Source organism: uncultured Tyzzerella sp., assembly GCF_963558545.1.
Taxonomy (GTDB): Bacteria; Bacillota; Clostridia; order Lachnospirales; family CAG-274; genus Tyzzerella.
The window spans coordinates 1-24,857 of the sequence record NZ_CAUWHO010000024.1 but is presented as its reverse complement, the minus strand read 5'-3'; the positions used below and the strand labels follow the sequence as shown (position 1 = coordinate 24,857).

Annotated in this window: 26 protein-coding genes; 24 read left to right on the top strand and 2 right to left on the bottom strand. The window is 27.0% G+C overall.

What is annotated here, in order from left to right; all coding sequences use genetic code 11:
- The first annotated feature begins 15 nt into the window (after positions 1 to 15).
- The 4 genes from R5Z65_RS05380 to R5Z65_RS05365 all read left to right on the top strand — a co-directional run bounded on the left by R5Z65_RS05380 (position 16) and on the right by R5Z65_RS05365 (position 4,181).
- Positions 16 to 606 (top strand): XTP/dITP diphosphatase, encoded by a 591-nt coding sequence (locus R5Z65_RS05380; RefSeq protein WP_317367601.1) that lies wholly within the window; start codon positions 16 to 18, stop codon positions 604 to 606.
- Positions 607 to 610: 4 nt separating this feature from the next.
- Entirely contained in the window at positions 611 to 1,114 is a 504-nt protein-coding gene (locus R5Z65_RS05375; RefSeq protein WP_317367599.1) for a YfcE family phosphodiesterase, read from the top strand.
- A gap of 11 nt (positions 1,115 to 1,125) precedes the next feature.
- Positions 1,126 to 3,237: a Tex family protein gene (locus tag R5Z65_RS05370; RefSeq protein ID WP_317367598.1), complete on the top strand. Its 2,112-nt coding sequence runs from the start codon at positions 1,126 to 1,128 to the stop codon at positions 3,235 to 3,237.
- A gap of 419 nt (positions 3,238 to 3,656) precedes the next feature.
- The gene (locus R5Z65_RS05365) at positions 3,657 to 4,181 is read left to right on the top strand and encodes a hypothetical protein (protein WP_317367597.1); all 525 of its coding nucleotides are present in this window, start codon (positions 3,657 to 3,659) and stop codon (positions 4,179 to 4,181) included.
- Here R5Z65_RS05365 and R5Z65_RS05360 read toward each other — a convergent pair whose 3' ends face one another.
- Together R5Z65_RS05360 and R5Z65_RS05355 are read right to left on the bottom strand one after the other, a co-directional pair.
- A complete protein-coding gene (locus R5Z65_RS05360) occupies positions 4,182 to 4,859 on the bottom strand; it encodes an LrgB family protein (RefSeq protein WP_317367595.1) in 678 nt (225 codons plus the stop codon).
- Complete coding sequence (locus tag R5Z65_RS05355) at positions 4,840 to 5,214, bottom strand: CidA/LrgA family protein (protein WP_317367593.1); 375 nt, start codon at positions 5,212 to 5,214, stop codon at positions 4,840 to 4,842. The genes R5Z65_RS05360 and R5Z65_RS05355 overlap by 20 nt, the downstream gene beginning before the upstream one ends.
- 375 nt (positions 5,215 to 5,589) lie before the next feature.
- On the opposite strand from R5Z65_RS05355, the gene R5Z65_RS05350 reads away from it, so the two are divergent.
- From R5Z65_RS05350 to R5Z65_RS05255, 20 genes are all read left to right on the top strand, one after another.
- Entirely contained in the window at positions 5,590 to 6,513 is a 924-nt protein-coding gene (locus R5Z65_RS05350; RefSeq protein ID WP_317367591.1) for an aspartate carbamoyltransferase catalytic subunit, read from the top strand.
- Between the two features lie 10 nt (positions 6,514 to 6,523).
- The gene (locus R5Z65_RS05345; protein ID WP_317367589.1) at positions 6,524 to 7,822 is read left to right on the top strand and encodes a dihydroorotase; all 1,299 of its coding nucleotides are present in this window, start codon (positions 6,524 to 6,526) and stop codon (positions 7,820 to 7,822) included.
- Entirely contained in the window at positions 7,822 to 8,745 is a 924-nt protein-coding gene (pyrF, locus tag R5Z65_RS05340) for an orotidine-5'-phosphate decarboxylase (RefSeq protein ID WP_317367587.1), read from the top strand. The genes R5Z65_RS05345 and pyrF overlap by 1 nt, the downstream gene beginning before the upstream one ends.
- Before the next feature lie 15 nt (positions 8,746 to 8,760).
- Entirely contained in the window at positions 8,761 to 9,825 is a 1,065-nt protein-coding gene (locus R5Z65_RS05335; RefSeq protein WP_317367610.1) for a carbamoyl phosphate synthase small subunit, read from the top strand.
- A 1-nt stretch (position 9,826) separates the two neighbouring features.
- A complete protein-coding gene (gene carB, locus R5Z65_RS05330) occupies positions 9,827 to 13,042 on the top strand; it encodes a carbamoyl-phosphate synthase large subunit (protein ID WP_317367586.1) in 3,216 nt (1,071 codons plus the stop codon).
- Positions 13,043 to 13,209: 167 nt separating this feature from the next.
- The gene (locus tag R5Z65_RS05325; RefSeq protein ID WP_317367584.1) at positions 13,210 to 13,644 is read left to right on the top strand and encodes a hypothetical protein; all 435 of its coding nucleotides are present in this window, start codon (positions 13,210 to 13,212) and stop codon (positions 13,642 to 13,644) included.
- Positions 13,645 to 13,670: 26 nt separating this feature from the next.
- Positions 13,671 to 14,435 (top strand): dihydroorotate dehydrogenase electron transfer subunit, encoded by a 765-nt coding sequence (locus R5Z65_RS05320; RefSeq protein WP_317367582.1) that lies wholly within the window; start codon positions 13,671 to 13,673, stop codon positions 14,433 to 14,435.
- Positions 14,432 to 15,337, top strand: coding sequence for a dihydroorotate dehydrogenase (locus R5Z65_RS05315; protein ID WP_317367580.1), 906 nt, complete (start codon positions 14,432 to 14,434; stop codon positions 15,335 to 15,337). Before R5Z65_RS05320 ends, R5Z65_RS05315 begins: the two co-directional genes overlap by 4 nt.
- A 42-nt stretch (positions 15,338 to 15,379) precedes the next feature.
- Complete coding sequence (locus R5Z65_RS05310) at positions 15,380 to 15,868, top strand: N-acetyltransferase family protein (protein ID WP_317367579.1); 489 nt, start codon at positions 15,380 to 15,382, stop codon at positions 15,866 to 15,868.
- Between the two features lie 131 nt (positions 15,869 to 15,999).
- Positions 16,000 to 17,157, top strand: a complete 1,158-nt coding sequence (locus tag R5Z65_RS05305) for an S-layer homology domain-containing protein (protein WP_317367578.1) — start codon at positions 16,000 to 16,002, stop codon at positions 17,155 to 17,157.
- A gap of 32 nt (positions 17,158 to 17,189) precedes the next feature.
- A complete protein-coding gene (locus R5Z65_RS05300; protein WP_317367577.1) occupies positions 17,190 to 18,392 on the top strand; it encodes a type II secretion system F family protein in 1,203 nt (400 codons plus the stop codon).
- A gap of 18 nt (positions 18,393 to 18,410) precedes the next feature.
- Positions 18,411 to 19,463 (top strand): pilus assembly protein PilM, encoded by a 1,053-nt coding sequence (pilM, locus tag R5Z65_RS05295; protein ID WP_317367576.1) that lies wholly within the window; start codon positions 18,411 to 18,413, stop codon positions 19,461 to 19,463.
- A gap of 6 nt (positions 19,464 to 19,469) precedes the next feature.
- Positions 19,470 to 20,018 carry a hypothetical protein gene (locus R5Z65_RS05290; RefSeq protein WP_317367575.1) on the top strand — a complete coding sequence of 183 codons (549 nt, stop codon included), beginning with the start codon at positions 19,470 to 19,472 and terminating at the stop codon, positions 20,016 to 20,018.
- An 11-nt stretch (positions 20,019 to 20,029) separates the two neighbouring features.
- Positions 20,030 to 20,683, top strand: coding sequence for a hypothetical protein (locus R5Z65_RS05285; protein WP_317367574.1), 654 nt, complete (start codon positions 20,030 to 20,032; stop codon positions 20,681 to 20,683).
- Between the two features lie 23 nt (positions 20,684 to 20,706).
- Positions 20,707 to 21,087, top strand: a complete 381-nt coding sequence (locus R5Z65_RS05280; RefSeq protein ID WP_317367573.1) for a hypothetical protein — start codon at positions 20,707 to 20,709, stop codon at positions 21,085 to 21,087.
- A gap of 20 nt (positions 21,088 to 21,107) precedes the next feature.
- A complete protein-coding gene (locus tag R5Z65_RS05275; RefSeq protein ID WP_317367571.1) occupies positions 21,108 to 21,443 on the top strand; it encodes a prepilin-type N-terminal cleavage/methylation domain-containing protein in 336 nt (111 codons plus the stop codon).
- A gap of 21 nt (positions 21,444 to 21,464) precedes the next feature.
- Entirely contained in the window at positions 21,465 to 21,992 is a 528-nt protein-coding gene (locus R5Z65_RS05270) for a prepilin-type N-terminal cleavage/methylation domain-containing protein (protein ID WP_317367569.1), read from the top strand.
- 20 nt (positions 21,993 to 22,012) lie between these two features.
- Positions 22,013 to 23,734, top strand: coding sequence for a GspE/PulE family protein (locus R5Z65_RS05265; protein WP_317367567.1), 1,722 nt, complete (start codon positions 22,013 to 22,015; stop codon positions 23,732 to 23,734).
- A gap of 17 nt (positions 23,735 to 23,751) precedes the next feature.
- Complete coding sequence (locus R5Z65_RS05260) at positions 23,752 to 24,243, top strand: type II secretion system protein (protein WP_317367565.1); 492 nt, start codon at positions 23,752 to 23,754, stop codon at positions 24,241 to 24,243.
- Between the two features lie 29 nt (positions 24,244 to 24,272).
- On the top strand, positions 24,273 to 24,644 hold the full coding sequence (locus R5Z65_RS05255) for a DUF2500 domain-containing protein (protein ID WP_317367564.1): 372 nt from the start codon (positions 24,273 to 24,275) through the stop codon (positions 24,642 to 24,644).
- The last annotated feature ends 213 nt before the right edge of the window (positions 24,645 to 24,857 follow it).

Below are 24,857 nucleotides of genomic sequence, written 5' to 3'. Positions count from 1 at the left end.
TTAAGAGGTAATATTATGAAAGAAATAATTTTTGCTACAAAGAACAAGGGTAAAATTAAAGAAATACAGGCCATTTTAGGTGGAGATTATATAGTAAAATCTATGGAAGAGGCAGGCATAGATATAGATATTTTAGAAGACGGTAAAACTTTTGAAGAAAATGCTATAAAAAAAGCAGTAGAAATAATGAATTTTTCTAATAAAATTGTTTTGGCAGATGATTCTGGACTAGAGATAGATTATCTTAATGGAGAGCCTGGTGTATATTCTGCTAGATATATGGGAGAAGATACTCCTTATGAAATAAAGAATAATAAAATATTAGAAATGTTAAAAGATGTGGAAGAAGAAAAAAGAGGTGCAAGGTTTGTAAGTGTTATAGCACTTGCTATGCCAAATAATGAACCTATTACAACAAGGGGTGCAGTTGAAGGTATTATAGGGTATGAAATAAAAGGGGCAAATGGCTTTGGGTATGACCCAATATTTTATATACCAGAGCTAAAATGCACATCAGCAGAACTATCTTTAGAAGAAAAAAATAAAATAAGCCACCGTGGTAAAGCTTTACAACAAATGAAAAAAATATTAGAAAAAATGGTGTGATTTTATGAAAATATTAGTATTTAGCGATAGCCACGCTAATATTAAAAATATGGAAAAAGCTATAAAAATGTTTAATTGTGAAGTGTCTGGAATAATACATTTGGGAGATTATGTAGAAGATGTAGAAAAAATAAAAAAAATATGTAAAGATAAGATTTTTTTACAAGTGGCAGGTAATAATGATTTTACAGAAATACTTAATGAAAAAATAGTAGATATTAACGGACATAAAGTTTTTTTAACTCACGGACACGAATATAACGTATATTTTGGTATAGATAGACTATATTATAGATTAAATGAAATAGGTGTTAATATAGGATTATATGGACATACACATAGTCCATTTTCTCTTTTTGAAAATGACTTTTTAATATTAAATCCAGGGAGTATATCCTACCCTAGAGGATTTAGTGTATGTACATTTTTACTAATGGAATTTTTAGATGATGTAAGCTATAAATTTTATGGCATATTTAATGACGTAATAAAAGAAATAAATCAATAAAGGTGGTACAAATGAGTAGTATAATAGATAGTTTAGAGCAGGAGTTTAATATAAAAAAATCATATCTAGAAAATGTAATAAAATTAATAGATGAGGGAAATACTATACCTTTTATAGCTAGGTATAGAAAAGAAATGACAGGTGCTTTAGATGACCAAATTTTAAGAGAAGTTTTTGATAGATTAAACTATCTTAGAAATTTAGATGAAAAGAAAGAGCAGACTAAAAAACTTATAGAAGAACAAGAAGCATTAACTGATGAAATATCTTTAGCAATAGATAATGCTAAAACTATAACAGAAATAGATGATATATATAGACCTTTTAGACCTAAAAGAAGAACAAGAGCAATAATAGCTAAGGAGCTAGGGTTAGAGCCTTTAGCTATTATTATTTTAGAGCAAGATGAAAATAATAACATAGAGGAAATAGCTAAGGATTTTTTAAATGAAAATATAGAAACAATAGAAGATGCTATAAACGGTGCTAAAGATATTATAGCAGAGATTATATCAGATAATGCAGATTATAGAACAATAATAAGAAAAGAGTTTTTCAAAAAAGGTGTTATAGTTTCAAAAGCTAATAAGGAAGAATCATCGGTATATGATATGTATTATGATTTTTCAGAACCTGTAAATAAAATAGCGGAGCATAGAATATTAGCTATTAATAGGGGAGAAAAAGAAGGATTTTTAAATGTAAAAATAGAAGAACCTTTAGATGATATTTTAAAAATATTACAATCTAAAATATTAAAAAATAATAGCAAATACATAATAGAGGCAATAGAAGATAGCTATAAAAGGCTTATAGCACCATCAATAGAAAGGGAAATAAGAAGCTATTTAACAGAAAAGTCTGAAGAAGGTGCTATTAAAGTTTTTGGAGAAAATTTAAAACAATTGTTAATGCAAGCACCTATAAAAGATAAAGTTGTTTTAGCAATAGACCCTGGTTTTAGGACAGGATGTAAAATAGCTGTTATAGATGGTATAGGGAATGTTTTACAAACAGGTGTTATATACCCAACTACTAACTCTAAACCTAAAATAGAAGAAGCTAAAAAATTGTTATCAGAGCATATTAAAAAATATAATGTTGAAATTATTGCTATTGGTAATGGAACTGCATCTCGTGAAAGTGAATTGTTTGTGGTGGACTTAATAAAAGAGCTAAACATACCATTATTTTATATTATAGTAAATGAGGCAGGAGCTTCTGTATATTCTGCATCAAAATTAGGTGCAGAGGAATTTCCAGACTATGATGTAGCCCTTAGAAGTGCTGTTAGCATTGGTAGAAGGCTACAAGACCCATTGGCAGAACTTGTAAAAATAGACCCTAAAAGTATAGGTATAGGACAATATCAGCACGATATGAACCAAAAAAGATTATCTGAAATGCTAGGTGGTGTTGTAGAAAGTTGCGTTAATAATGTAGGTGTAGATTTAAACACAGCATCAGCCTCTTTATTATCTTATATATCTGGGGTATCTTCATCTGTTGCAAAAAATATTATTAAATATAGAGAAGAAAATGGGAAGTTTAAAAATAGAAAAGAACTTTTAAAAGTAAGTAAATTAGGGCCTAAAGCATTTTTACAATGTGCAGGATTTTTAAGAATAACAGATGGAGAGCAAATACTTGATAGTACTTCTGTGCATCCAGAAAGTTACGATGTTGCTAAAAGCCTTATTGAAAAGCTAAACTTAGATATTAATAGACTTGGTAATAAAATTAGCCAAAGTATAGACATACATAAATTGTCAAAAGAACTAAATGTAGGTGAGCCAACATTGGTAGACATTATAAAAGAATTGGAAAAACCAGGTAGGGACCCAAGAGATGAAATGCCTGCACCTGTTCTTAGAAGTGATGTTTTAACTATGGAAGATTTACAAGAAGGTATGGTATTAAAAGGAACTGTTAGAAATGTTATAGATTTTGGAGCTTTTATTGACATTGGTGTTCATCAAGATGGTTTAGTACATATATCTGAAATGACAACTAAATTTATAAAACACCCATTGGAAGTAGTAAGTGTATCAGATGTTGTAGACGTTAAAGTTTTATCGGTTGATGTAGATAAAAAGAGAATTTCACTTAGTATGAAAATTTAAAAATACATAAGGAGATACCGCTAGATATATAGACGGTATTTCCTTATGTATTTTTATGTAAAATGATAACAATATAACAAAATAATAACTTTTAAAAAATTATTAATTGGTATGTAATGTAAATAGAATAAACTATAAATTAAAAAAGATAGATAAAAATTAAAGCTATCCTTTAAAAAAGTGATTTTAATTACTTGTTTAAAAATTATAAATTATATATAATTTAAATATAAGTTTTGTACATTATTTAGTTTAAAATTCAAAAAAATTATATATATTTATATGAAAATTATATTATAAATTACATTTTAACTATTTATTAATTATATATTCATAATATATTCACATTTATAAGGTATTATATTATATGTAGTTAATTAAAAATTTATGGTTTTACATAAATAAAGGAGTGTTAAAATATGGATATAATTTTAAACAGCATAATGTTATTTTCTCTATTATCTACACCATTAGAAAAATTTGATTATAGAGAATATAAATTACATACAAATAATATAAAAATACATAAAAATCAAACTAAAAAAACAAAAGTTGAAGATATAAATAGTATTATGATAGAAATAGATAATAATTTTAATGTAATAAATAGTTTATTAACGGAAAAGAAAAAAATATCTAACAGTATAAGCATTAAATTTAACCAAATAATAAAAAATAAACAAAACCTTACAGAAGAGCAAATGAGTTGTTTTAAAGAGTATAATGATATAATAATTAAGGAAGAAAAAAATATATCATTGTACAATACAAAAATACATAATAAAAAAGATATGATAAATTTAGAAAATGAGCTTTTATCAAGTAAAAATAATCTTAAAAATATACAGGATAAATTATTGGTTATTTTAAATAATCAAATAAAGGTAATAGTTAGTTTATATAGAGTAATTTTTAATTTAAGGCTATCCTTAGAATTGATATAATTATAAAAATGTATAAATTACCACTGTCATAATACCAGCAAGACCTATTGCTATGCCACTTAATGCACCTTCTGTTTCTCCTATTTCTATGGCTTTTGATGTACCAACACCATGGCTAGATGTACCAATAGCAAGGCCAGATGCTATGGGATTATTTAATTTAAATATTTTTATTAACGCAGGAGAAAATACAGCACCTAAAATACCAGATAAGCATACACAAGTTATAGTAACGGCAACAGTTCCTCCAGTTTTTTGAGATAAATCTAAAGCTATAGGCATAGTCACAGATTTTGGTATCATAGCATATTTTATACCATCATCTAGACCAAATAATTTACACATAAATATAATGCTAGTTATGGATACTAAAGACCCAACAAATGTTCCTATTATAATAGGTAAAAAATTATTCTTAATTATTTTTATTTTATTATACATAGATATAGCTAGAGCAGCAGTTGCAGGAGTAAGCATTAAGTTTATTATATCCCCACCTTTTTGATAGCTACTAGAGGGTATTTTAAATACTAACAAAAAGCTAATAATAAATATTATAGATAATATAAAAGGAGAAAATAAAGGAGATTTAATTTTTTTATAAATAAGTGTTCCTATTTCAAATGCTATAAGTGTAATACTAATCCCAAAAAGAGGGCTATTTAAGATTTGTTCCATTTTTTTGTATCCTTTCTTGTATTTTAATTACAATTTTTACAGTATAAGCAGTTGATAAAAATGTTAATAAAAAACTAACAACTGTAATAAATAAAATAGGTATTAATTTATCTTTTATATAAGGAAATTCGTCCATTAAAGATATAGCTGGAGGAATAAAAAATATAGCAATATGTTTTTGTAAAAACTCTCCAACAGTTTCTATATTTTTCATACCTAATAATTTTGAATATAGCAATATGAACAAAATAATTATTGCCATTAAGCTAGCAGGAAATGTAAAGGGTAAAAGGCTAGATATTAGCTCGCTTAAAAAACTAATAAAAAATAAAATAGTTAATTGTTTTATAACCATAATAAAAATCCTTTCTTAAAATAATATATAATCATTTTACAATAATATTATGTGTATAATCAATGTAACTAATATTAAAAATATTATATTAATTTAATAAAAATATATGTAATAATGACAAACATTACATATTTTAAAAAATTTTATTGACAAAATACTTTTGTAATGGTAAAATTTTAAAAGCAAATTAAGAGATTTGATAATTAAAGGAGGAATAGATATGGATAATCTTTTTAAAACAAATGTTTTCAATATTATTTTTTCTATTTTTTCATTTAATTTTATTATACTTTATAGCAATAGATGAGTTTATTTATATTTTCTCAGTTTATTGCTTTTTTTTTAGGCATTGTATAAAATTTAGGAGGTTGCTTTATGTTAAAAAGAAAAGATTTGCTTGAGATAAAATCTTTAGAAGAAGATGAAATTTTGTCTATACTACATACTGCTAAAGATATGAAAAAGAAGATAGACAACACTTGTCTTAGAAATGACGAATTAAAAAATAAAAGCGTTGTAACGTTATTTTATGAGAATAGCACAAGAACTAAAATGTCTTTTATGTTAGCAGCCGATTATTTAGGGGCAAAGCCACAAGATTTAGGCATAGCAACAAGTAGTGTTAATAAAGGAGAAAGTCTTATTGATACAGGTGTTACGTTAGACCAAATGGGAATAAATGCTATGGTTATAAGACATTCTTTAACAGGTGCTAGCCATTTACTTGCAAAAAATGTAAAGGCATCTGTTATAAATGCTGGAGATGGTAGTAATGAACACCCAACACAAGCTCTTTTAGATATGTATAGTATACTAGAAGAAAAGGGTAAAATAGAAGGACTTAATGTAGCTATAATAGGAGATATAGCTAATAGCCGTGTAGCTAGAAGTAATGTTTTTGGACTTACAAAATTAGGAGCTAATGTAACCCTAGCAGGGCCTTCTACATTAGTATCTAAAAATATGGAAACTTTGGCTAAAGGGGTTAAAGTTGTAAATAATATAGAAGATGGAATAAAAAATGCTGATGTTATAATGGGGCTTAGGGTTCAGTTTGAAAGACAAAAGAAAATGCCTTTTCCTAATACTAGAGAATATCATCAATTTTTTGGACTTAAAGAAGATATGTTAAGCCTTGCAAAAGATGATGTTACAATTATGCACCCAGGGCCTGTTAATAGAGGAGTTGAGCTTAGCACAGATGTTATAGATGGCAAAAACTCTATAATAAATGAACAAGTAAAAAATGGTGTTGCTGTTAGAATGGCTATTTTAAAGCTTTTATTAGATAATAGATAGGAGAATGTATATGAGAATATTAATAAAAAATGGTAGATTAATAGACCCTTTAAACAATGTAGATGAAAAAATGGACATATTAATTAGTAACGGTATTGTTGAAAAAATTGAACAAAATATAACAGAATCTGTTGATAAAACTATAGATGCTAACAATATGTGGGTTACTCCTGGATTTATAGATTTACACGTTCATCTTAGAGAGCCAGGATATGAACATAAAGAAACAATAGCAACAGGCACAAGAAGTGCCGTTATGGGGGGGTTTACATCTATATGTTGTATGCCAAACACAAAGCCTGTTACAGATAATGAAATATTGGTAGAATATATTAAAATGAAAGCAGAACGTGAAGGTGTATGTAGAGTATTACCTGTTGGAGCTATAACAGTTGGGCAAAAAGGGGAGGCTCTTTCTGATATAGGTAAAATGGCAAAAGCAGGTGCTTGTGCTATATCGGAAGATGGTTTTACTGTTGAAAATGCTTCTTTAATGAAAACAGCTATAAAATATGCTCAGATGTTTGATATACCAGTTTTTTCTCATTGTGAAGATGTAACCCTTGCAGGTGGAAGTATGAATGCTGGAGATACAGCTACTAAGCTTGGTTTAAAAGGTATATCCAATGAAAGCGAAGATGTTATAGTATCTAGGGATATTATTTTAGCAGATAGTTTAAAAGCACCTATACACCTTTGCCATATAAGCACAAAAGGTGCAGTGGATTTAATAAAAGATGCTAAAGCTAGAGGCTCAAAAGTTACAGCAGAGGCTACACCTCATCATTTTACATTAGTAGATGAAGATATAACAGATTATGATGGTAATTATAAAATGAACCCACCTTTAAGAAGTACGCAAGATAGAGCAGCTATTATAGAAGCTTTAAAAAACGATACAATACAAGTTATAGCAACAGACCACGCACCCCATCATATAGATGAAAAAAATTGTGAGTTTGAGCGTGCTTTAAATGGGATTGTAGGGCTTGAAACAGCACTTAGCCTTAGTATATCTGAGCTTGTAGAAAAAGGTGTTTTAACTCCATTTAAAATGATAGAAAAACTTACAAAAAATCCAGCAAAAGTTTTAAGAAGAAAAGATTTAGGGCATTTATCAATAGGAGCTAAAGCAGATATTGCTATAATAGACCCTAATGTAAAATATAAAATAAACATAGAAAATTTTGTATCTAAAGGGAAAAATAGTCCTTTTAATAATAGAGAAGTAACAGGAAAAGTTTTATATACTTTAGTAGATGGAAAAATAATAGTAGAAAACGGACAGCTTAGAGAGGAGTATAAATAATGGTTATAGATAAGCTTATAGATAAGATTAACCAAACAGGTAGTCCCATTGTTGTAGGTTTAGACCCAAGGCTAGATTATATACCAAGCTTTATTATAGAGGAAAAATATGAAAAGTATGGGCATAGCCTAAAAGCAGCAGCAGAGGCTATGTATGATTTTAACAAATATATAATAGATGAAATATATGACCTTATACCAGCAGTTAAGCCACAAATAGCAATGTATGAACGATATGGCATAGATGGACTTAAAGCTTATTTAAAAACTATAGAATACGCTAAAGAAAAGGATTTAATTATAATAGGTGATATAAAAAGAAGTGATATAGCATCTACAGCAGAGGCATATTCTGATGGACATATAGGTAGAGCCATAGTAAAAGAAAATAGCTTTGATGTTTTTAAACAAGATTTTATTACACTTAACCCTTATTTAGGCTCAGATAGTATTACACCATTTTTAGAAGATTGTAAAAAGTATGAAAAAGGTTTGTTTATACTAGCAAAAACATCTAACCCTAATAGTGGAGAAATACAAGATTTATTGGTAGATGGAAAGCCTTTATATGAAAAAATAGGTGCTCTTATTGATAAATGGGGTAAAGACCTTATAGGTAAAAATGGTTATAGTGAGGTTGGAGCAGTTGTTGGAGCAACCCATAAAGAGCAAGCTAAAACTCTTAGAAAAATAATGCCTAATAGCTTTTTCCTTGTACCAGGATATGGGGCTCAAGGAGGAAAAGCAGAAGATTTAGCAGTTTGTTTTGATAAAAATGGACTTGGTGCTATTATAAACTCTTCAAGAGGAATTATTGCAAATCATCTTAAAGAAGAATTTAAAAATCTTAAAGATAAAGATTTTGCTAAAGCTAGTAGACAAGCTGTTATTGATATGAAAGAGGACTTAAGGAGGTGCATTTAATTGAATAAAAAATCTATTAAAGCAAAGTTAATATTAGAAAACGGAAAAGTTTTTAACGGAAAAGCTTTTGGATATATAAAAGAAACAGTAGGAGAGGTTGTTTTTACAACAGGTATGACAGGCTATCAAGAAACTTTAACAGACCCTTCTTTTGCAGGGCAAATAGTAACAATGACATACCCTCTTATAGGCAATTATGGTATAAACCTTGAAGATATGGAGAGTATTAAGCCTTATTTAAAGGGATTTGTTGTAAGAGAAAAATGTGATTTACCTAATAACTGGCGTTGTGAAATGGAGCTAGAGGGCTTTTTAAATCAACATAAAATAATGGGGATAGAGGGTATAGATACAAGAGCCTTAACTAGAACTTTAAGAAATAGTGGAACTATGCGTGGTATTATTACTATTAGAGAAGATTTAACTGAGTCTCAAATAAAACAAAAGTTTGATACTTATACAAATAAAAATGCTGTAAAAGAGGTTACTATACCAGAAAAATATACTATAAATGGAAATGGGACACATCTTGCAGTGTTAGATTGTGGTATTAAAAAAGGTATTTTAAAAGAGCTTGAAAAAAGAGGGTGCAAACTTAGTGTATTTCCAGCTTTTGCAACATATGAAGAAATAATGAAAGTTAATCCAGATGCAATATTTTTAGGAAATGGACCAGGAGACCCTAAAGATATACCAACTGTTGTAGATGTTGTAAAAAAACTTATTGATACTAAAATACCAGTTTTAGGTATTTGTTTAGGACATCAAATTTTAGGGCTAGCTTTAGGTTGTAACACAAAGAGATTAAAGTTTGGTCATCACGGAGGTAACCACCCAGTTAAAGATTTAAAAACAGGTAATGTATTTATAACATCACAAAATCACGAATTTGTTGTATGTGATTTATCAGATGATGTAGAGCCAACTTTTATAAATGTAAATGATGGAAGCATAGAGGGTATTAAGCATAAAACTAAACCTATTTATAGCGTACAGTTTCACCCAGAAGCAAACCCAGGACCACTTGATATGCAGTTTTTATTTGATAGATTTTTAAAAATTATAGAGGAGGGTAAATAGTATGCCAAAAGATATATCTATTAAGAAGGTACTTGTTATAGGCTCTGGACCTATTGTTATAGGGCAAGCAGCCGAATTTGACTATTCAGGAACACAGGCTGTTTCTTCTTTTAAAGAAGAAGGTATAGAGGTTGTTTTAGTAAACTCTAACCCTGCTACTATTATGACAGATATAGGTATGGCACATTATACTTATATAGAGCCTCTTAACGTAGATTTTTTAGAAAAAGTAATAGATAAAGAAAGACCAGATAGCATAATAGCTGGTATGGGAGGGCAAACAGGGTTAAACCTTGCTTGTGAGCTTTATGATAAAGGTATTTTAGATAAATACCACGTTAGAGTTATAGGTACATCTATCGAAGCTATAAAAGAGGGAGAAGATAGAGATAGCTTTAAAAAACTTATGGAAAGAACAAATCAACCTATAATTGAAAGTAAAATTATAACAGACCTTGAAGATGGGGTTAATTTTGCACAAAAAATAGGTTACCCTGTTATAATAAGACCTGCTTATACCCTTGGTGGTACAGGTGGCGGTATAGCAGAAAATGAAGATGAGTTTAGAGAAATTTGTGCTCAAGGGTTACATTTTAGCCGTGTGGGACAAGTTTTAATAGAAAAAAGTATTAAAGGTTGGAAAGAGATAGAATTTGAAGTTATTAGAGATGGTGCTGGTAATTGTATTACAGTATGTAGTATGGAAAATGTAGACCCTGTTGGTGTACATACAGGCGATAGCATTGTAGTTGCTCCTGCCCAAACTTTAACAGATAGAGAATATCAAATGCTTAGAACAGCTGCTATTAATATTATAAATTCTATAGAGATAAAAGGTGGTTGTAACGTACAGTTTGCTTTAGACCCTAATAGCTACAACTATGCTGTTATAGAAATAAACCCTCGTGTTAGCCGTTCGTCAGCTTTAGCATCAAAAGCAACAGGCTATCCTATAGCTAAGGTGGCAGCAAAAATTGCTTTAGGATATAATTTAGATGAAATTAAAAATGAAGTTACAGGTAAAACATTTGCTTGTTTTGAGCCTACATTAGACTATGTTGTTTTAAAAATACCTAGATGGCCTTTTGATAAATTTTATGGTGCAAAGAGAACACTTGGTACAAAAATGATGGCAACAGGGGAAGTTATGGCTATTGCTAATAATTTTGAAATGGCACTTTTAAAAGGCATACGTTCTTTAGAGATAGGTCAATATGGTCTTGAAAGAAAATCTTCTACAAATAGAGATTTAGAAGAGCTTAAAAAACGTGTTCAGGTACCAGATGATGAGAGGCTTTTTGACCTTGCAGAGATGCTTAGAAGAAACTACCGTGTAGAAAAAGTTTGTGAAATAACAGGTATGGACCCATTTTTTGTAAACAAAATAAAAGGTATCGTTGATATGGAAGAGGCATTAAAACAAATGTCTATTGAAGATTTGGATATAGATACTTTAAGATTTTACAAAGAAAAAGGCTTTTCAGACAAAATTATAGCAAGATATTTAAATGTGCAACCACCTAAAATTTATGAGATTAGAAAACAAAATAATATATTACCAGTTTATAAGATGGTTGACACTTGTGCAGGAGAATTTGAAGCAGTTACACCTTATTATTATTCAACTTATGATGAAGAAAATGAAGCTATTGTAACAAATAAGAAAAAGGTATTAGTTATAGGTTCAGGGCCTATAAGAATAGGACAAGGTATAGAATTTGACTATTGTTCTGTACGTTCTATTATGTCTTTAAAAGATGCAGGTGTAGAAACAATTATTGTTAATAATAATCCAGAAACGGTAAGTACAGATTTTGATACATCTGACAAACTTTATTTTGAGCCTTTAACAGAAGAAGATGTTTTAAACATTGTAGAAGAAGAAAAACCAAATGGTGTTATTTTACAATTTGGTGGGCAAACAGCTATTAAGCTTGCAAACTTTTTTGATGAAATGAATATTCCTATTTTAGGTACAAAACCAGAGCAAATAGATGCAGCAGAAGATAGAGAAAAATTTGATGAAATATTAGAAAGTCTTGGTATTGTACGTCCTAAAGGTAAAGGTGTTTGGAGCGTTTCTGAAGGTGTTAAAGTTGCTAATGAGCTTGGTTTTCCTGTTTTAGTACGTCCTTCTTATGTTTTAGGTGGGCAAGGTATGGAAATAACTTATGAAGAAGAGGGGCTAGTAAAATATTTAACAGATGCATTTGAAAAAGATAGCAAAAATCCTGTTTTAATAGATAGATATATAAATGGTCGTGAGCTAGAAGTAGATGCTATATGTGATGGAGAAGATGTGTTTATACCAGGTATAATGGAACATTTAGAGCGTGCTGGTGTTCACTCTGGTGATAGTATCTCTATATATCCACCACAAAATGTAACTCCAGAGATTAGACAAGAAATAATGGAAGTTACTAAAAAAATGGCAGTTGCTCTTAAAGTAATAGGTATGATAAATATACAGTTTATAGAATATAAAGGTGAGCTTAATATTATTGAGGTAAACCCTCGTTCTTCAAGAACAGTACCTTATATTAGTAAAGTAACAGGTGTGCCTATTATTGATATAGCTACTAAAATAATGCTTGGTGAAAAACTTAAAGATATGGGGCTTGGAACAAAAATTGCAGAAGAACCTAAAGTTATATCTGTTAAAGTTCCAGTGTTTTCAACAGAAAAATTGCCACAAGTTGAAGTTAGCTTAGGGCCAGAGATGAGGTCAACAGGAGAGGTTTTAGGCCTTGGGTATAATTTACAAAATGCTCTATATAAAGGTTTTATAGCATCTGGAATGAAAATACCAAAAAGAAATAGCACAATAGTTGCAACTATTAGAGATAGAGACCAAGAAAAATTTAAAAATATAGCTAAACGTTTTGATGCTTTAGGTTGTAGGCTTATAGCTACATCTGGTACGGCTAAGGCTATTGAAGAAGCAGGTATAAATGTACAAAAAGTTAAAAAAATAAACGAAGGTGTGCCTAATATTTTAGATATTATAAGAAGTGGTATTGTAGATTTAATTGTAGATATACCAGAAAAAGGAAACGACGTTGAAAGCGATGGTTTTAAAATTAGAAGAACTGCCGTTGAAAGTGCTGTTACGCTTATTACCTCTCTAGATACTTTGGTAGCAATGCTTGAAGTTATGGAAAAAGATATTAAATTAGAAGATTTACAACTATTTGATATATCTAAAGATTTAAAATAATTTTATATATTCCCTTAAAAATATATTAACTTTTAAGGGAATATGTTATATTTAAATATAATTATATGCTGTATATTTTTAAGAATAAAAATATATAGGGATAACTATTTTTTAACATACAGTATTTAAAAAGTTTGTTATATTTATATTTAAAAGGAGAGATATTTATGGATAATGACTTTATTTATAATGTTCATTTTATACTATATTGTTTAAATCTAATTTTAATATTAGTTATTGTCTTTTTAATTAGATTTAATTTAGGTTATCCATTACATTTTAAAATGTTTAATATGGGGTTTTCTAAATATTCTTCATTTTATAAATATGGTGTATCCCTTAATACAAAAAAAGGCACAGGGTATGTAATACAAAAGGTTAAAACAAGAGATTTTAATAATCTTGACTTTAATTTAAATATTAATATACAAAATGGAAATTTTTCTGGTTACTTGTTGGATAAAAATAAAAATTCTATAATTAATTTTAAAAATGAAAATATTAAAAAAACTTTAAAAGTAGATAAAAATGAAATTTATTATTTAAAAGTAAAATATATAGACATAAAGGGTGAATTTGATTTAAATTATAAATTATATTAATAATTCTATACGAAAGGGGCTAAATTATGAAAAAAACAATAGAAAATGCTAAAATTTTAAAAAATGAGCAAATAGCACCTGATATTTTTGATATGGTTTTAAAAACAAGCTTAGCAAAAAATGCTAAAGCAGGGCAGTTTGTAAAGCTTTATCCTGATAATAATAAAAATTTATTGCCACGTCCTATAAGTATTTGTGAAATAGATAAACAAAAAGAAACTTTAAGGCTTGTTTATCAAAAAATAGGTGAGGGCACTTGTCTTTTCTCTACTATGAAACAAGGAGATACAATTAGAGTTTTAGGTAATTGTGGAAATGGTTATAAAATTTTTGAAGAAGAAAAAACACATATTTTTGTAGGTGGTGGGATAGGCATACCTCCTCTTTTAGAAACTTGCAAACAGGTAAAAGGTAAAAAAATAGTTGTTTTAGGTTTTAGAACAGGTCAATTTTTAAAAGAAGATTTTGAAAAAATAGGAGCTAAAGTTTATGTGGCAACAGATGATGGCTCAGTAGGATTTAAAGGAAATGTTGTTGAGCTTATGAAAAGGGAAGATATAACAGGTGATTATATATATTCTTGTGGGCCTAAGCCTATGCTTTTAGCTTTAACAGAGTATGCTAAAGAAAAGGATATTTATACACAAGTATCTATGGAAGAAAGAATGGCTTGTGGTATAGGAGCTTGTGTTGGTTGTGTTGTAAAAATACTTGAAAATGGTACACCTGTTTACAAAAAAGTTTGTAAAGATGGTCCTGTTTTTAATTCTTTAGAGGTGGTATATAAATGAAAAATTTAAGTTTTAAAATAGGCAATGTAGAGTTTAAAAACCCTGTTATGACGGCATCTGGTACTTTTGGTAGTGGTAAAGAATATACCGATTTTGTTGATTTAAACAAACTTGGAGCTGTTGTTGTAAAAGGCGTATCTAGCACCCCTTGGATAGGAAATGAAACACCTCGTATAGCAGAGGTTTATGGTGGTATGCTAAATAGTGTAGGGTTACAAAACCCTGGGGTTGATGTGTTTATAAAAGAAGATGTACCATTTTTAAGACAGTTTGATACAAAAATAATTGTTAATGTTTGTGGTCATTCTTTAGATGAATATATAGAAGTTACAAAAAGTTTAGCAAGTGCAGATGTAGATGCTTTAGAGCTTAATATATCTTGCCCTAATGTAGCTGAAGGTTGCCTTAGCTTTGGAACAGATGCTAAAATGGTAGAAAAAGTTGTTTCTAGTGTAAAAAAAGAAGCAAAACAACCTCTTATTGTAAAATTAACACCAAATGTTACAGATATAACAGAAATTGCTAGAGCAAGTGAAATAGGTGGTGCAGATGCAATATCACTTATTAATACTATTACAGGTATGAAGATAGATATACATAAAAGAAAGCCTATTTTAGCAAAAAAAATGGGTGGTATGAGTGGCCCTGCTATTAAACCTATTGCTGTTAGAATGGTTTATCAAGTGAGCAAAGTGGTAAATATACCTATTATTGGTATGGGGGGTATATCAAATGGTGATGATGCAATAGAATTTATATTAGCAGGTGCTAGTGGTATCGCTGTTGGGACAGCTAATTTTATTAACCCTTATGCTACAATAGATGTTTTAAATGGTATCGAAAGTTATATGGATAAATATAATATTAAAGATTTAACAGAAATTAGAGGAATAATAGATTAGGCCACCTATAAAGGTGGTCTTTAGTAATATTAAGGAGAAAATATGATAATAAAAAATGCTGAAAAAAATCATTTACAACAAATAAATGAAATAACAAATTATTCTATAATAAATACGAATTTTAATTTTAATTTTGAGCCTAAAACTTTAGAAGATACAAAAAAATGGTATTATGAGCATATAGAAAAAAATTTCCCTATAATAGTTTGTTTAATGGACAATAAAGTGGTAGGGTGGGCATCTTTATCTACATTTAGAGATTATAGAGGTTATGATAAAACGGTAGAAGTTTCTGTGTATGTAAGAAATAATTATAAAAGAATGGGTATAGGTAGCCTATTGTTACAAAAAATAGAAGATGAAGCTAAAAATAGAAACTTTCACGCAATAGTATCAGTTATAACTGGTGGAAATGATGCAAGTATTAATTTACATAAGAAATTTGGATATGAAGTAAAATGTACTTTTGAACAAATAGGATATAAAAATAATTTATATTTAGATGTTATATTTTTATATAAAATATTATAAAATACAGATATAATTAGATATAATAAATACTTGATTTTAATCTACTATAAAATAAAAAAGAAAAATAATTGAATAAAATTTAGATTTATAGTATAATTTGTTTATAGACAAAAATAAAGGTGGTATTATAAATGAATAAAAAAAATATAGTAGTTATAATTGCTTTTGTTTTTATATTTAATATAAATGTATACTCTAATGATACTAAGCCAAAACAAGAATACTTTAAAATAAAAAAAGATAATTCACAAATAATAAATGTAGAAAATATAGAAATATTAGATATTAATAATAATAAAATTGGTAATAAAAATTGGAGCAGTGCTGTTGTATTAAACAATGGGAATTTATTGGTAGGAGAATATAAACCTAATAAAACATACGATTATTATGAAGTTAATAAACAAGGTGAAAAATCTTTTATAACAAATAATAAATATTATATAAAAGATATACATAGCCAAACAGGTAGCTTTATAACAGTAAAAGAAGAAAATCAAAAATACTATTTAGGTGTATTAGATAAGGAATTTAATATTGTGTATGATAATATTTTTGAATATAAAGAAAATTCCTTTAAAGAATATAGTGATATACTAAAAACTAAAGATGGTACTTATGGAGTTTTTACCATAGAAGGAGAAGAATTAATAAGTCCTATTTTTAATAGTATAAAAAAAATAGATAATAATAGTTTTGAAGTAATTTATAAAGATAAAAATTATATACTAAAAAAGAGCAATAATTCTTATGTAAATGAAACAGCTATAAATAATATTGATAACTGGGCAAGAAATAGTGTTAGAAATGCCATAAATTTAAACTTTATATCTCAAAATTTACAGGTAAAATTAAATGAATATATAACAAGGGCAGAGTTTTGTGAAATAATGATAAAGCTTTATGAGAAAAAAACAGGATTTGAAATATCTACAAATGTAAAAAATAATTTTGTTGACACAAATAATAAATATGTTACAAAAGCATATAGCCTAGGTATAATATCTGGTAAAACAGCTAACAGATTTGAACCTAATAGCTACATAACTAGAGAAGAAAGTGCAGTTATTTTAGCAAATTTGATTAAAAAAATGGAATACCCTATAAAAGATGTTGATTACCAATACTTAGATAGTAATTTAATATCACCTTGGGCAAAAGAATCTATACAAATAGTTTCAAATTCTAAAATAATGACAGGTGATACAAAAAATAAATTTAACCCTAAAAATAATTATAAAGTAGTTGAAGCTATATCTACTATTATGAGATTATATGAACTAAAATAATTTAGCTAATATATTTAAAGGAGAATTTTGAAATGGCTAAATACGTTTACAAAGCGATAAATGAAAATGGAGAAAATATAAAAGGAGTTATAGAGGCAGATAGTTTAGGAGAATTTAACCTTATTTTAAAGGGAAGAAAAGAATATTTAATAAGTGTAAAAAATACAGAAGAAAACAACCTTTTTGAAAATAAATACAGAATACCTAAAAAAGAATTATTTTTAATGTGCAGGCAATTTTCATCTATGTTATCATCTGGTGTAAACTCTGTAAAATGTTTAGAAATTTTATACAATCAAACTAAAAATAGAAAAGTTAAAATTGCATTATATGAAGTATATGAACAGCTACAAACAGGTAAAAATTTATCTGAAGCTATGGAGTCATTAAATGGTGCATTTCCAGAGTTTATGATTAATATGATAAAGGCTGGTGAAATGACTGGTTCTTTAGAAGAGGCTATTAAAAGGCTAGCTATACAATATGAAAAGGATATAAAAATAAGAAATAAAATAGTGTCAGCTATGGTATACCCTGTATTTTTATTAGTAGCAAGTATATTATCTGTTATTATTATGTTTGGTGTAGTGCTACCTAAAATAATGGATATAATAGGAAGTCCTGAAGATATGAATATATTTAGTCGTACACTGTTTAATATAGCAACATTTTTAAAAGAAAATTGGATTGCAGTATTAATAGTAACATTAATTTTATTAGTGGTATTTTCTATATATTCTCAAACAGATAAATTTAAAAAAGATTTTTCTAAATTTAAGGTAAAAGCACCTATAATAGGAAAATTGTATATAGCTATGATAGCAGGTATTTTTACAAGAACTTTAAGTACATTATTTTTAAGTGGGACAACTCTTATAGATGCTATAAGAATGGCTGGAAAAGTTATTAACAATATATACATAAATTGTATGCTAGAAGATGTTATTAACGATATTACAAATGGTATGACTTTTTCTGATGCACTAATAAAAGCAGATATATTCCCTTACAATGTAACCTCTATGATAAGTGTGGGGGAAGAAACGGGTTCTTTAGAAGAAATTTTGACAGAAACATCAGACTATTATGATATGATTGCAGAAGATGCTATACAAAAGATGTCATCAATTATAGAGCCAATAATGATTATTATTTTTGGGATTGTTGTTCTTATTATATTAGCAGGAGCTTTTGTTCCAATTTATACTATGTATAATAATATTGGTAATATTTAATTTGAGAGGAGAAAAAATATGCCGGTTTCAATAGATATATGTGATAGTTGTATAAAAGTAATTGAAGGTGAGCAACAAGGCAGTAAAATAAAGATAAATAAAGCATTTATAAAAGAAATAGATAAATCTTATATACATAATGGATATATACACAATAAAATAGATTTAACATTATTATTAACAGATATTGTTAATGAATACGGGCTAAAAAATAAAGATTGTTTTATATCTTTTAATTCTACCGATACAGTTTATAAAGAAATTACTTTGCCAAAAACAAAATATAGTAACTTAGATAAACTTATAAAAAACTCTATACAAGAATTATTTGGAGATGCTATAAATTTAGTAATGGATTATGAAGTATGCAATGAAATAAAAGAAGATGATAAAATTTTTTATAAAATACTTATTTATGGAGTACCTTTAAAAATAGTAGAAGACTATAAAAATGTAATATCAAACTGTGGATTAGTACCTAAATCTTTAGATATTAAAAGAAATGCTATATATAAGATTTCAAATAATAGTATAAATGGGGAAGATATAAAAGATGATATAAATTTATTTATAGATATAACAGGTAATGATATGATGTTAAGCTTAATGTCTAAAAAAATAGTGTTATATAAAAGAGATGTGGATATATCTGAAGATATAAAGAGAGAGGAAATATTTTTACAAGGTAATAGCCAGGAAGTAAATAAAGAAGATGAATATGAACTTTTAGAAGAAATAGCTATATCAGATATTAAAAAAGATGATGATATAACATTTTTAGATGACCAAGACCATCATCAAGAGGAGGCAATATTTATATCTCCAATACTACTAAGAGTGTATGAAGAAGTACATAAAATAACTCAGTTTTCTATGTCACTAAATAATGGTGATATACAAAAAATATACTTATACGGAGATAGAGAGGATTTGGACGAAATAGCTGATTATATATCTAATAACACAAACACATCATCAGAAAAAATTAAAGAAATAGCAAATATAAAATCAAATGTAGATATAGATATATCTAAATTTTTTATTGCTATTGGCAATCTTTTAAGGAAGTGATAAAAAATGAAAAATAATAACTATAAAGGAATAAATTTTTTTGAACCTAAAATAGACATTAACCTAGATGACAATAAAAGTTTTATAAAAGGAAATTTATTAAAAAATAGTATAAAAATATATATACTAGTATTTTGTATAACTATGGTATATTTTGCTTTTAACACTATAAAAATAAACATTAAATATAATTCTATGCAAAAAAAAATAACAAAAGCAGAACAAGTTGATAGCACAAGCAATAACCTTAAATATGCTATTAATGAAGAAAAAGTCCTTACAGAGATTTTTAATAATTATTTACAATCAAACAAAGTTTCATCGGATATAATAAATCAAATAGAAAATACTAAATTTGAACAAATAGATATAGGTGAGATAGATTGGGTTTTAAATGAAATAAAGCTAGTATGCTATGGACAATCTGAAAAAGATGCAATAACTTTTGTTAATAAATTAAGGCAAAATGAAAAATTTAAAAATATACTATATACAGGTGGTAGTGCATCTAGCTTAGACAGTAAATTTAAATTTGAAATAAATATTATTTTATAAAGAGGTTTGTTATGAATAAACTAAGCAAAAGAGAAACAACACTTATTATTATTCTTATTAATTTAATAGGATACTATTTGCTTTTTAATGTTATTGGATTGTATATATCAAATATGAATAAAAGTAAATTAGAGGCTTATGAGGAGCTAAAGGCTCAACAGGAAATATTAGAAATAGAAAATATAAAAAATCAAGTAGATACAAAAAATTTAGAAAATTTAACTCAAAAAAATAATGAATTAAAAAATCAAATATTTTCAACTACTAATAGTGAGAATATACATTATTTTTTAAGTAATGTAGCTCAAAAATCAAATATAAAAATATCAAATATAAAAATATCTGAAAATAACATTAAAGACAATAGTGAAGATATAGATGAAATGTCTATAGAACAAACAACTATGGACACAACTGAAACAACAGAAAATGTTGATGTAATGCCTACAGATATATTAAATAGTTCATATAATATAGAACTGGAAATTGTAGGTAAATATAAAGATAAAATAAACTTTATAAAAAACATTGAAAAATATAAAAAAACATTGGCTATAACAGATTTTTCTACTATGATGGAAGAAGACAATTTAGCATCAAAAATAAAAATGATTATTTACACAGTACATAAAGAGGAAATTGATAAGGAATTTGTTATAAAATAACCTATAAAACAAAGGTGATAATAATGTTAAAAAATAATAAAGGGTATATATTAATAGAAGTTGCTATTTTTATTATAATTATTAGTATGCTATGTGTATCTTTAACTATGATTATAGGTAATAAAATAAGCATAAACAATAGAGATAGGATAGATACAAATTTATATTTAACAGCCAAATCTACTATAAATGTTTTGGAAGATTATTTTGAAAATGATAAATTACTATTAAAAAAATATAGTAAAGATAATGAAGTAGGTAATTTTTTTATAAAAGAAAGAGAAGATATAGATAATATTATAGTATCTTTTTATGAACAAGATTCTAAAACGGCTTTAATAAAAGTAACAGTTATAGATAATTTAAAAAACGAAATAACTTTAACAGCAAAGATACCATATTAATTAACTAAAGGAGATATAAAATGAATAAACAAGGATATAGTTTATTAGAGATTATAGTGGCTATTACAATATTTTCTATTTTTGCAGTTGCCATAACTATAGCATTTTCTACTTACACAGATATATCAAAAAATAATAATATAATTGCAACAGAGAGAATAGAAATAGTATCTAATTTAGAGAAATTTTTATCTAATAAAGATGTAAAAGATGAAAATTTATCTAATATAACTTTAGTTAAAAAAGAAGGTCTTAAAGATTTACCTAAGGAGATTGCTTGCTTGCAAAAAGAGCAAATAAGTGAAAAAAGTAATGAAAAACTTAAAGCTTTTATAAAAAAGCCAGATAAAAAATAAGTATATAATTTGGTGAAAAATATGAGAAAATTTTTAAATAAAGATGGATATACATTAATAGAAGTTATAATATCTATGGCAATATTTTCTGTTGTTCTTGTTATGATAACAGGATTTTATATTAATTTTATAAAATTTAGTAATAATATAGAAACAAATAGCCTTGCAAACACTAATATAATTAACACATTAAATTACATAAAATATAGTGTTGACCAAACTACATATTTAGAGATTGTATCTAAAGACGATATACTTAAAAATAAAAACAAAAATTATAAATATATTATGATTGACAATGGAAAAATATTATCAGGTAGATTAACAGAGGAAGATAGCTCTGTAATTTTAAATAAAGATGATATAAAAAGTAATATTAATTTGAAATTTAAAAAGAGTAACAAAAATGTAAGTGATTTAATTGTAGAGCTAAATATAGAAGGTATGAATAAACCATTAATATCGTATATTAATATACAAAATATGCAGTATAACAATATTTCTATAAAAGGCGATGATAATGTTGCTATAATATTTAAAGATGAATAATTTTTAGGAAGTGAAAATAGATGGATTTAAAAAGCCAACAAGAAAATAAAAATATCAATAAGCTTAACAATAAAAATATACCTATAGGTGAGGTTCTTTTACAAGATAAAATGATAACAGAGGAACAGCTACAATATGCCTTAAAGGTACAAAAATCCAGAGGTAAAAGATTAGGTGATATGCTTATAGAGCTTGGATATGTAAAAGAAGATGATATAGCTAGAGCTTTAGGAAAAAGGTTAAAGGTTGACTATGCAGACCTTTCTAAATTTAAAATAAAATTAAACGCATTAGACCTTTTAACTAAAAGCTACTCAGAAAAAAATAAAATTATACCAATAGAATGTAATGAAAGAATGGTAGTTATTGCAACTAGTGACCCTATGAACTTTTACCTTATGGACGATATAAAAGTAAGAACAGGGCGTAATGTTAAATTTGTATTATCTACTAAAACAGATATAGAAAGGTCTATAGCTCAATATTATGACGAAACATCTTCTGAGGTTAGAGCTAATATAAATCAGCAATTTGAGCTAGAAAAGCTTTCTATATTAAATTTAGATGAGCAATTAAAAGATGAAATAGAGAACTCTCCAATAGTAAAATTTGTTAATACCCTAATTTTTAATGCTATTTCCAGTAATGCAAGTGATATACATATAGAACCAAGAAAAAATAATACCAAAATAAGAATGAGGATAGATGGACAGCTTATAGAAAAAATGGAGATAAATATAGCTGCACACAATAGCTTAGTTACCCGTATTAAAATTATGGCTAAAATGGATATATCAGAAAAAAGAATACCCCAAGATGGCCGTATAGAAATTGAAGAAAAAGGAAGAACAATAGATTTACGTGTATCTAGCATACCAACTGTTTTTGGTGAAAAGATAGTTATAAGGGTACTTGGTGGTATGAGCAATTTATTAGGCATTAGTAATTTAGGATTAACTGCTAGAAATAGCGAAATATTTAATAAAATAATAAAATCTCCTAATGGTATTATACTTGTTTGTGGCCCTACTGGTAGTGGAAAAACAACAACATTGTATTCTATTTTAAAAGAAGTGAATAAAAGTACAGTAAATATTGTAACAATAGAAGACCCAGTAGAATATAGACTAGATGATATATCTCAAGTACAGGTTAATAATAAAACAGGTCTTACATTTGCTAGTGGTCTTAGGTCTATATTAAGACAAGACCCAGATATTATAATGCTTGGGGAAATAAGAGATACAGAAACAGCAGAAATAGCTGTTAAATCTGCCATAACAGGACATTTGGTTTTATCTACAATACATACTAATAGTGCGGCAGGTACAATACCAAGGCTTATAGATATGAACATAGAGCCATTTTTATTATCATCAGCTGTAGTTGGCATAGTTGCTCAAAGACTTGTAAAAAGATTGTGCCCAAAATGCAAGTTTGAATATACAGCCACTAATGAAGAAATAGAATACCTTGGTATAGATAAGCCTATAAAACTTTATAAAGCAACTGGTTGTGAAGAATGTGGGCAAACAGGATATAAAGGAAGGCTTGCCATACACGAAGTTTTACCAGTAACAACGGAGATAAAAAAGCTAATAGGTAGAAATGCTAATGAATATGAAATAGAAGAAGTTGCTATAAAACAAGGTATGACAACACTTAGACAAGATGGTACAGAATATGTTATAAAAGGGATTATATCCATAGAAGAGCTTATGAAAGCTACATATTCTGTATAGTTAAAGAGGTGTATAACTTGTTAAAATACTTAAAATCAGATAAAAAAGGCTTTACTTTAATAGAAATTATGACAGTCATATCTATATTATCTATTCTTATAGGAGTGACTGTACCAAACTTTTACATACTTATTAGAAATACTAAAGAAAAAGAAAACTTGTCAATAGCTAAAAATATATATGTTTCTACACAAGATACATTAAACGATATTATAATGGGAAAACATACAGTTACTTTTAATAAAACTAACAATAAAGAAATAACCGAAAAAGAATATGATTATTCTAAAAATTATAAAATAAATAATAATAACTTTATTATTAATGATGACATAAAAACACCTATAAAAATTATATTGGCTAATGGTAATTATATAAATGGTACTAATTATACTAAGTGGGAAGAAGATTTTAAAAAAGAGTTTTTTAATAATGTGGAAATTACATATAATTATGAAAATTTTGCTGTTAAAAGTATCTCTTATAAAGGAGTAATTTATTCTAAATAAAAATTTTTTATAAAATTAGGAGGTATAATATGGTATTTAACTCTATTTTTAATATGTTTGGATTATTATTTACTATTATGTTTATATTTGTATTTATTATTTTTATTATAAATTTAATAAATGGAATAAAAACTTGGAATAAAAATAATAACTCTCCTAAATTAACAGTTGTAGCGACAGTTATATCTAAAAGAATGGATGTTTCTCACTATCAAGTAGTTAATAATAATCTCCCAAACCATACATCATCTAATACATACTATTATGTAACATTCCAAGTACAAAGTGGAGATAGAATGGAATTTTCTGTTAAAGGCCAAGAATACGGAATTTTAGCTGAAGGAGATATGGGCAATCTATCATTTCAAGGGACAAGATATTTATCTTTTGAAAGATATTAACTACATTTAATGCTAAATCAAGATTATATAAAGGTATTTCTATTAACTTTAATATATCAAAAATAGAGATACCTTTTTTATATGATAAATACTAAAAAATTAAAATCTTAAATTTTATACTTTAAAGAAAGTAAAAGTAAAGTTACATAGTTTTATTTATATTTTGAATAAATAGTTACTTTATACCTAAAAATAATATATTATAAATTAATA

Coding starts and splice junctions, on each gene's coding strand:
- R5Z65_RS05285 (WP_317367574.1), top strand. CDS start 20,030: ATGAATAAACTAAGCAAAAGAGAAACAACACTTATTATTATTCTTATT.
- R5Z65_RS05300 (WP_317367577.1), top strand. CDS start 17,190: ATGGCTAAATACGTTTACAAAGCGATAAATGAAAATGGAGAAAATATA.
- R5Z65_RS05265 (WP_317367567.1), top strand. CDS start 22,013: ATGGATTTAAAAAGCCAACAAGAAAATAAAAATATCAATAAGCTTAAC.
- R5Z65_RS05325 (WP_317367584.1), top strand. CDS start 13,210: ATGGATAATGACTTTATTTATAATGTTCATTTTATACTATATTGTTTA.
- pilM (WP_317367576.1), top strand. CDS start 18,411: ATGCCGGTTTCAATAGATATATGTGATAGTTGTATAAAAGTAATTGAA.
- R5Z65_RS05270 (WP_317367569.1), top strand. CDS start 21,465: ATGAGAAAATTTTTAAATAAAGATGGATATACATTAATAGAAGTTATA.
- R5Z65_RS05355 (WP_317367593.1), bottom strand. CDS start 5,214: ATGGTTATAAAACAATTAACTATTTTATTTTTTATTAGTTTTTTAAGC.
- R5Z65_RS05315 (WP_317367580.1), top strand. CDS start 14,432: ATGAAAAATTTAAGTTTTAAAATAGGCAATGTAGAGTTTAAAAACCCT.
- R5Z65_RS05280 (WP_317367573.1), top strand. CDS start 20,707: ATGTTAAAAAATAATAAAGGGTATATATTAATAGAAGTTGCTATTTTT.
- R5Z65_RS05370 (WP_317367598.1), top strand. CDS start 1,126: ATGAGTAGTATAATAGATAGTTTAGAGCAGGAGTTTAATATAAAAAAA.
- R5Z65_RS05320 (WP_317367582.1), top strand. CDS start 13,671: ATGAAAAAAACAATAGAAAATGCTAAAATTTTAAAAAATGAGCAAATA.
- R5Z65_RS05275 (WP_317367571.1), top strand. CDS start 21,108: ATGAATAAACAAGGATATAGTTTATTAGAGATTATAGTGGCTATTACA.
- R5Z65_RS05360 (WP_317367595.1), bottom strand. CDS start 4,859: ATGGAACAAATCTTAAATAGCCCTCTTTTTGGGATTAGTATTACACTT.
- R5Z65_RS05365 (WP_317367597.1), top strand. CDS start 3,657: ATGGATATAATTTTAAACAGCATAATGTTATTTTCTCTATTATCTACA.
- pyrF (WP_317367587.1), top strand. CDS start 7,822: ATGGTTATAGATAAGCTTATAGATAAGATTAACCAAACAGGTAGTCCC.
- R5Z65_RS05310 (WP_317367579.1), top strand. CDS start 15,380: ATGATAATAAAAAATGCTGAAAAAAATCATTTACAACAAATAAATGAA.
- carB (WP_317367586.1), top strand. CDS start 9,827: ATGCCAAAAGATATATCTATTAAGAAGGTACTTGTTATAGGCTCTGGA.
- R5Z65_RS05345 (WP_317367589.1), top strand. CDS start 6,524: ATGAGAATATTAATAAAAAATGGTAGATTAATAGACCCTTTAAACAAT.
- R5Z65_RS05255 (WP_317367564.1), top strand. CDS start 24,273: ATGGTATTTAACTCTATTTTTAATATGTTTGGATTATTATTTACTATT.
- R5Z65_RS05305 (WP_317367578.1), top strand. CDS start 16,000: ATGAATAAAAAAAATATAGTAGTTATAATTGCTTTTGTTTTTATATTT.
- R5Z65_RS05375 (WP_317367599.1), top strand. CDS start 611: ATGAAAATATTAGTATTTAGCGATAGCCACGCTAATATTAAAAATATG.
- R5Z65_RS05350 (WP_317367591.1), top strand. CDS start 5,590: ATGTTAAAAAGAAAAGATTTGCTTGAGATAAAATCTTTAGAAGAAGAT.
- R5Z65_RS05290 (WP_317367575.1), top strand. CDS start 19,470: ATGAAAAATAATAACTATAAAGGAATAAATTTTTTTGAACCTAAAATA.
- R5Z65_RS05380 (WP_317367601.1), top strand. CDS start 16: ATGAAAGAAATAATTTTTGCTACAAAGAACAAGGGTAAAATTAAAGAA.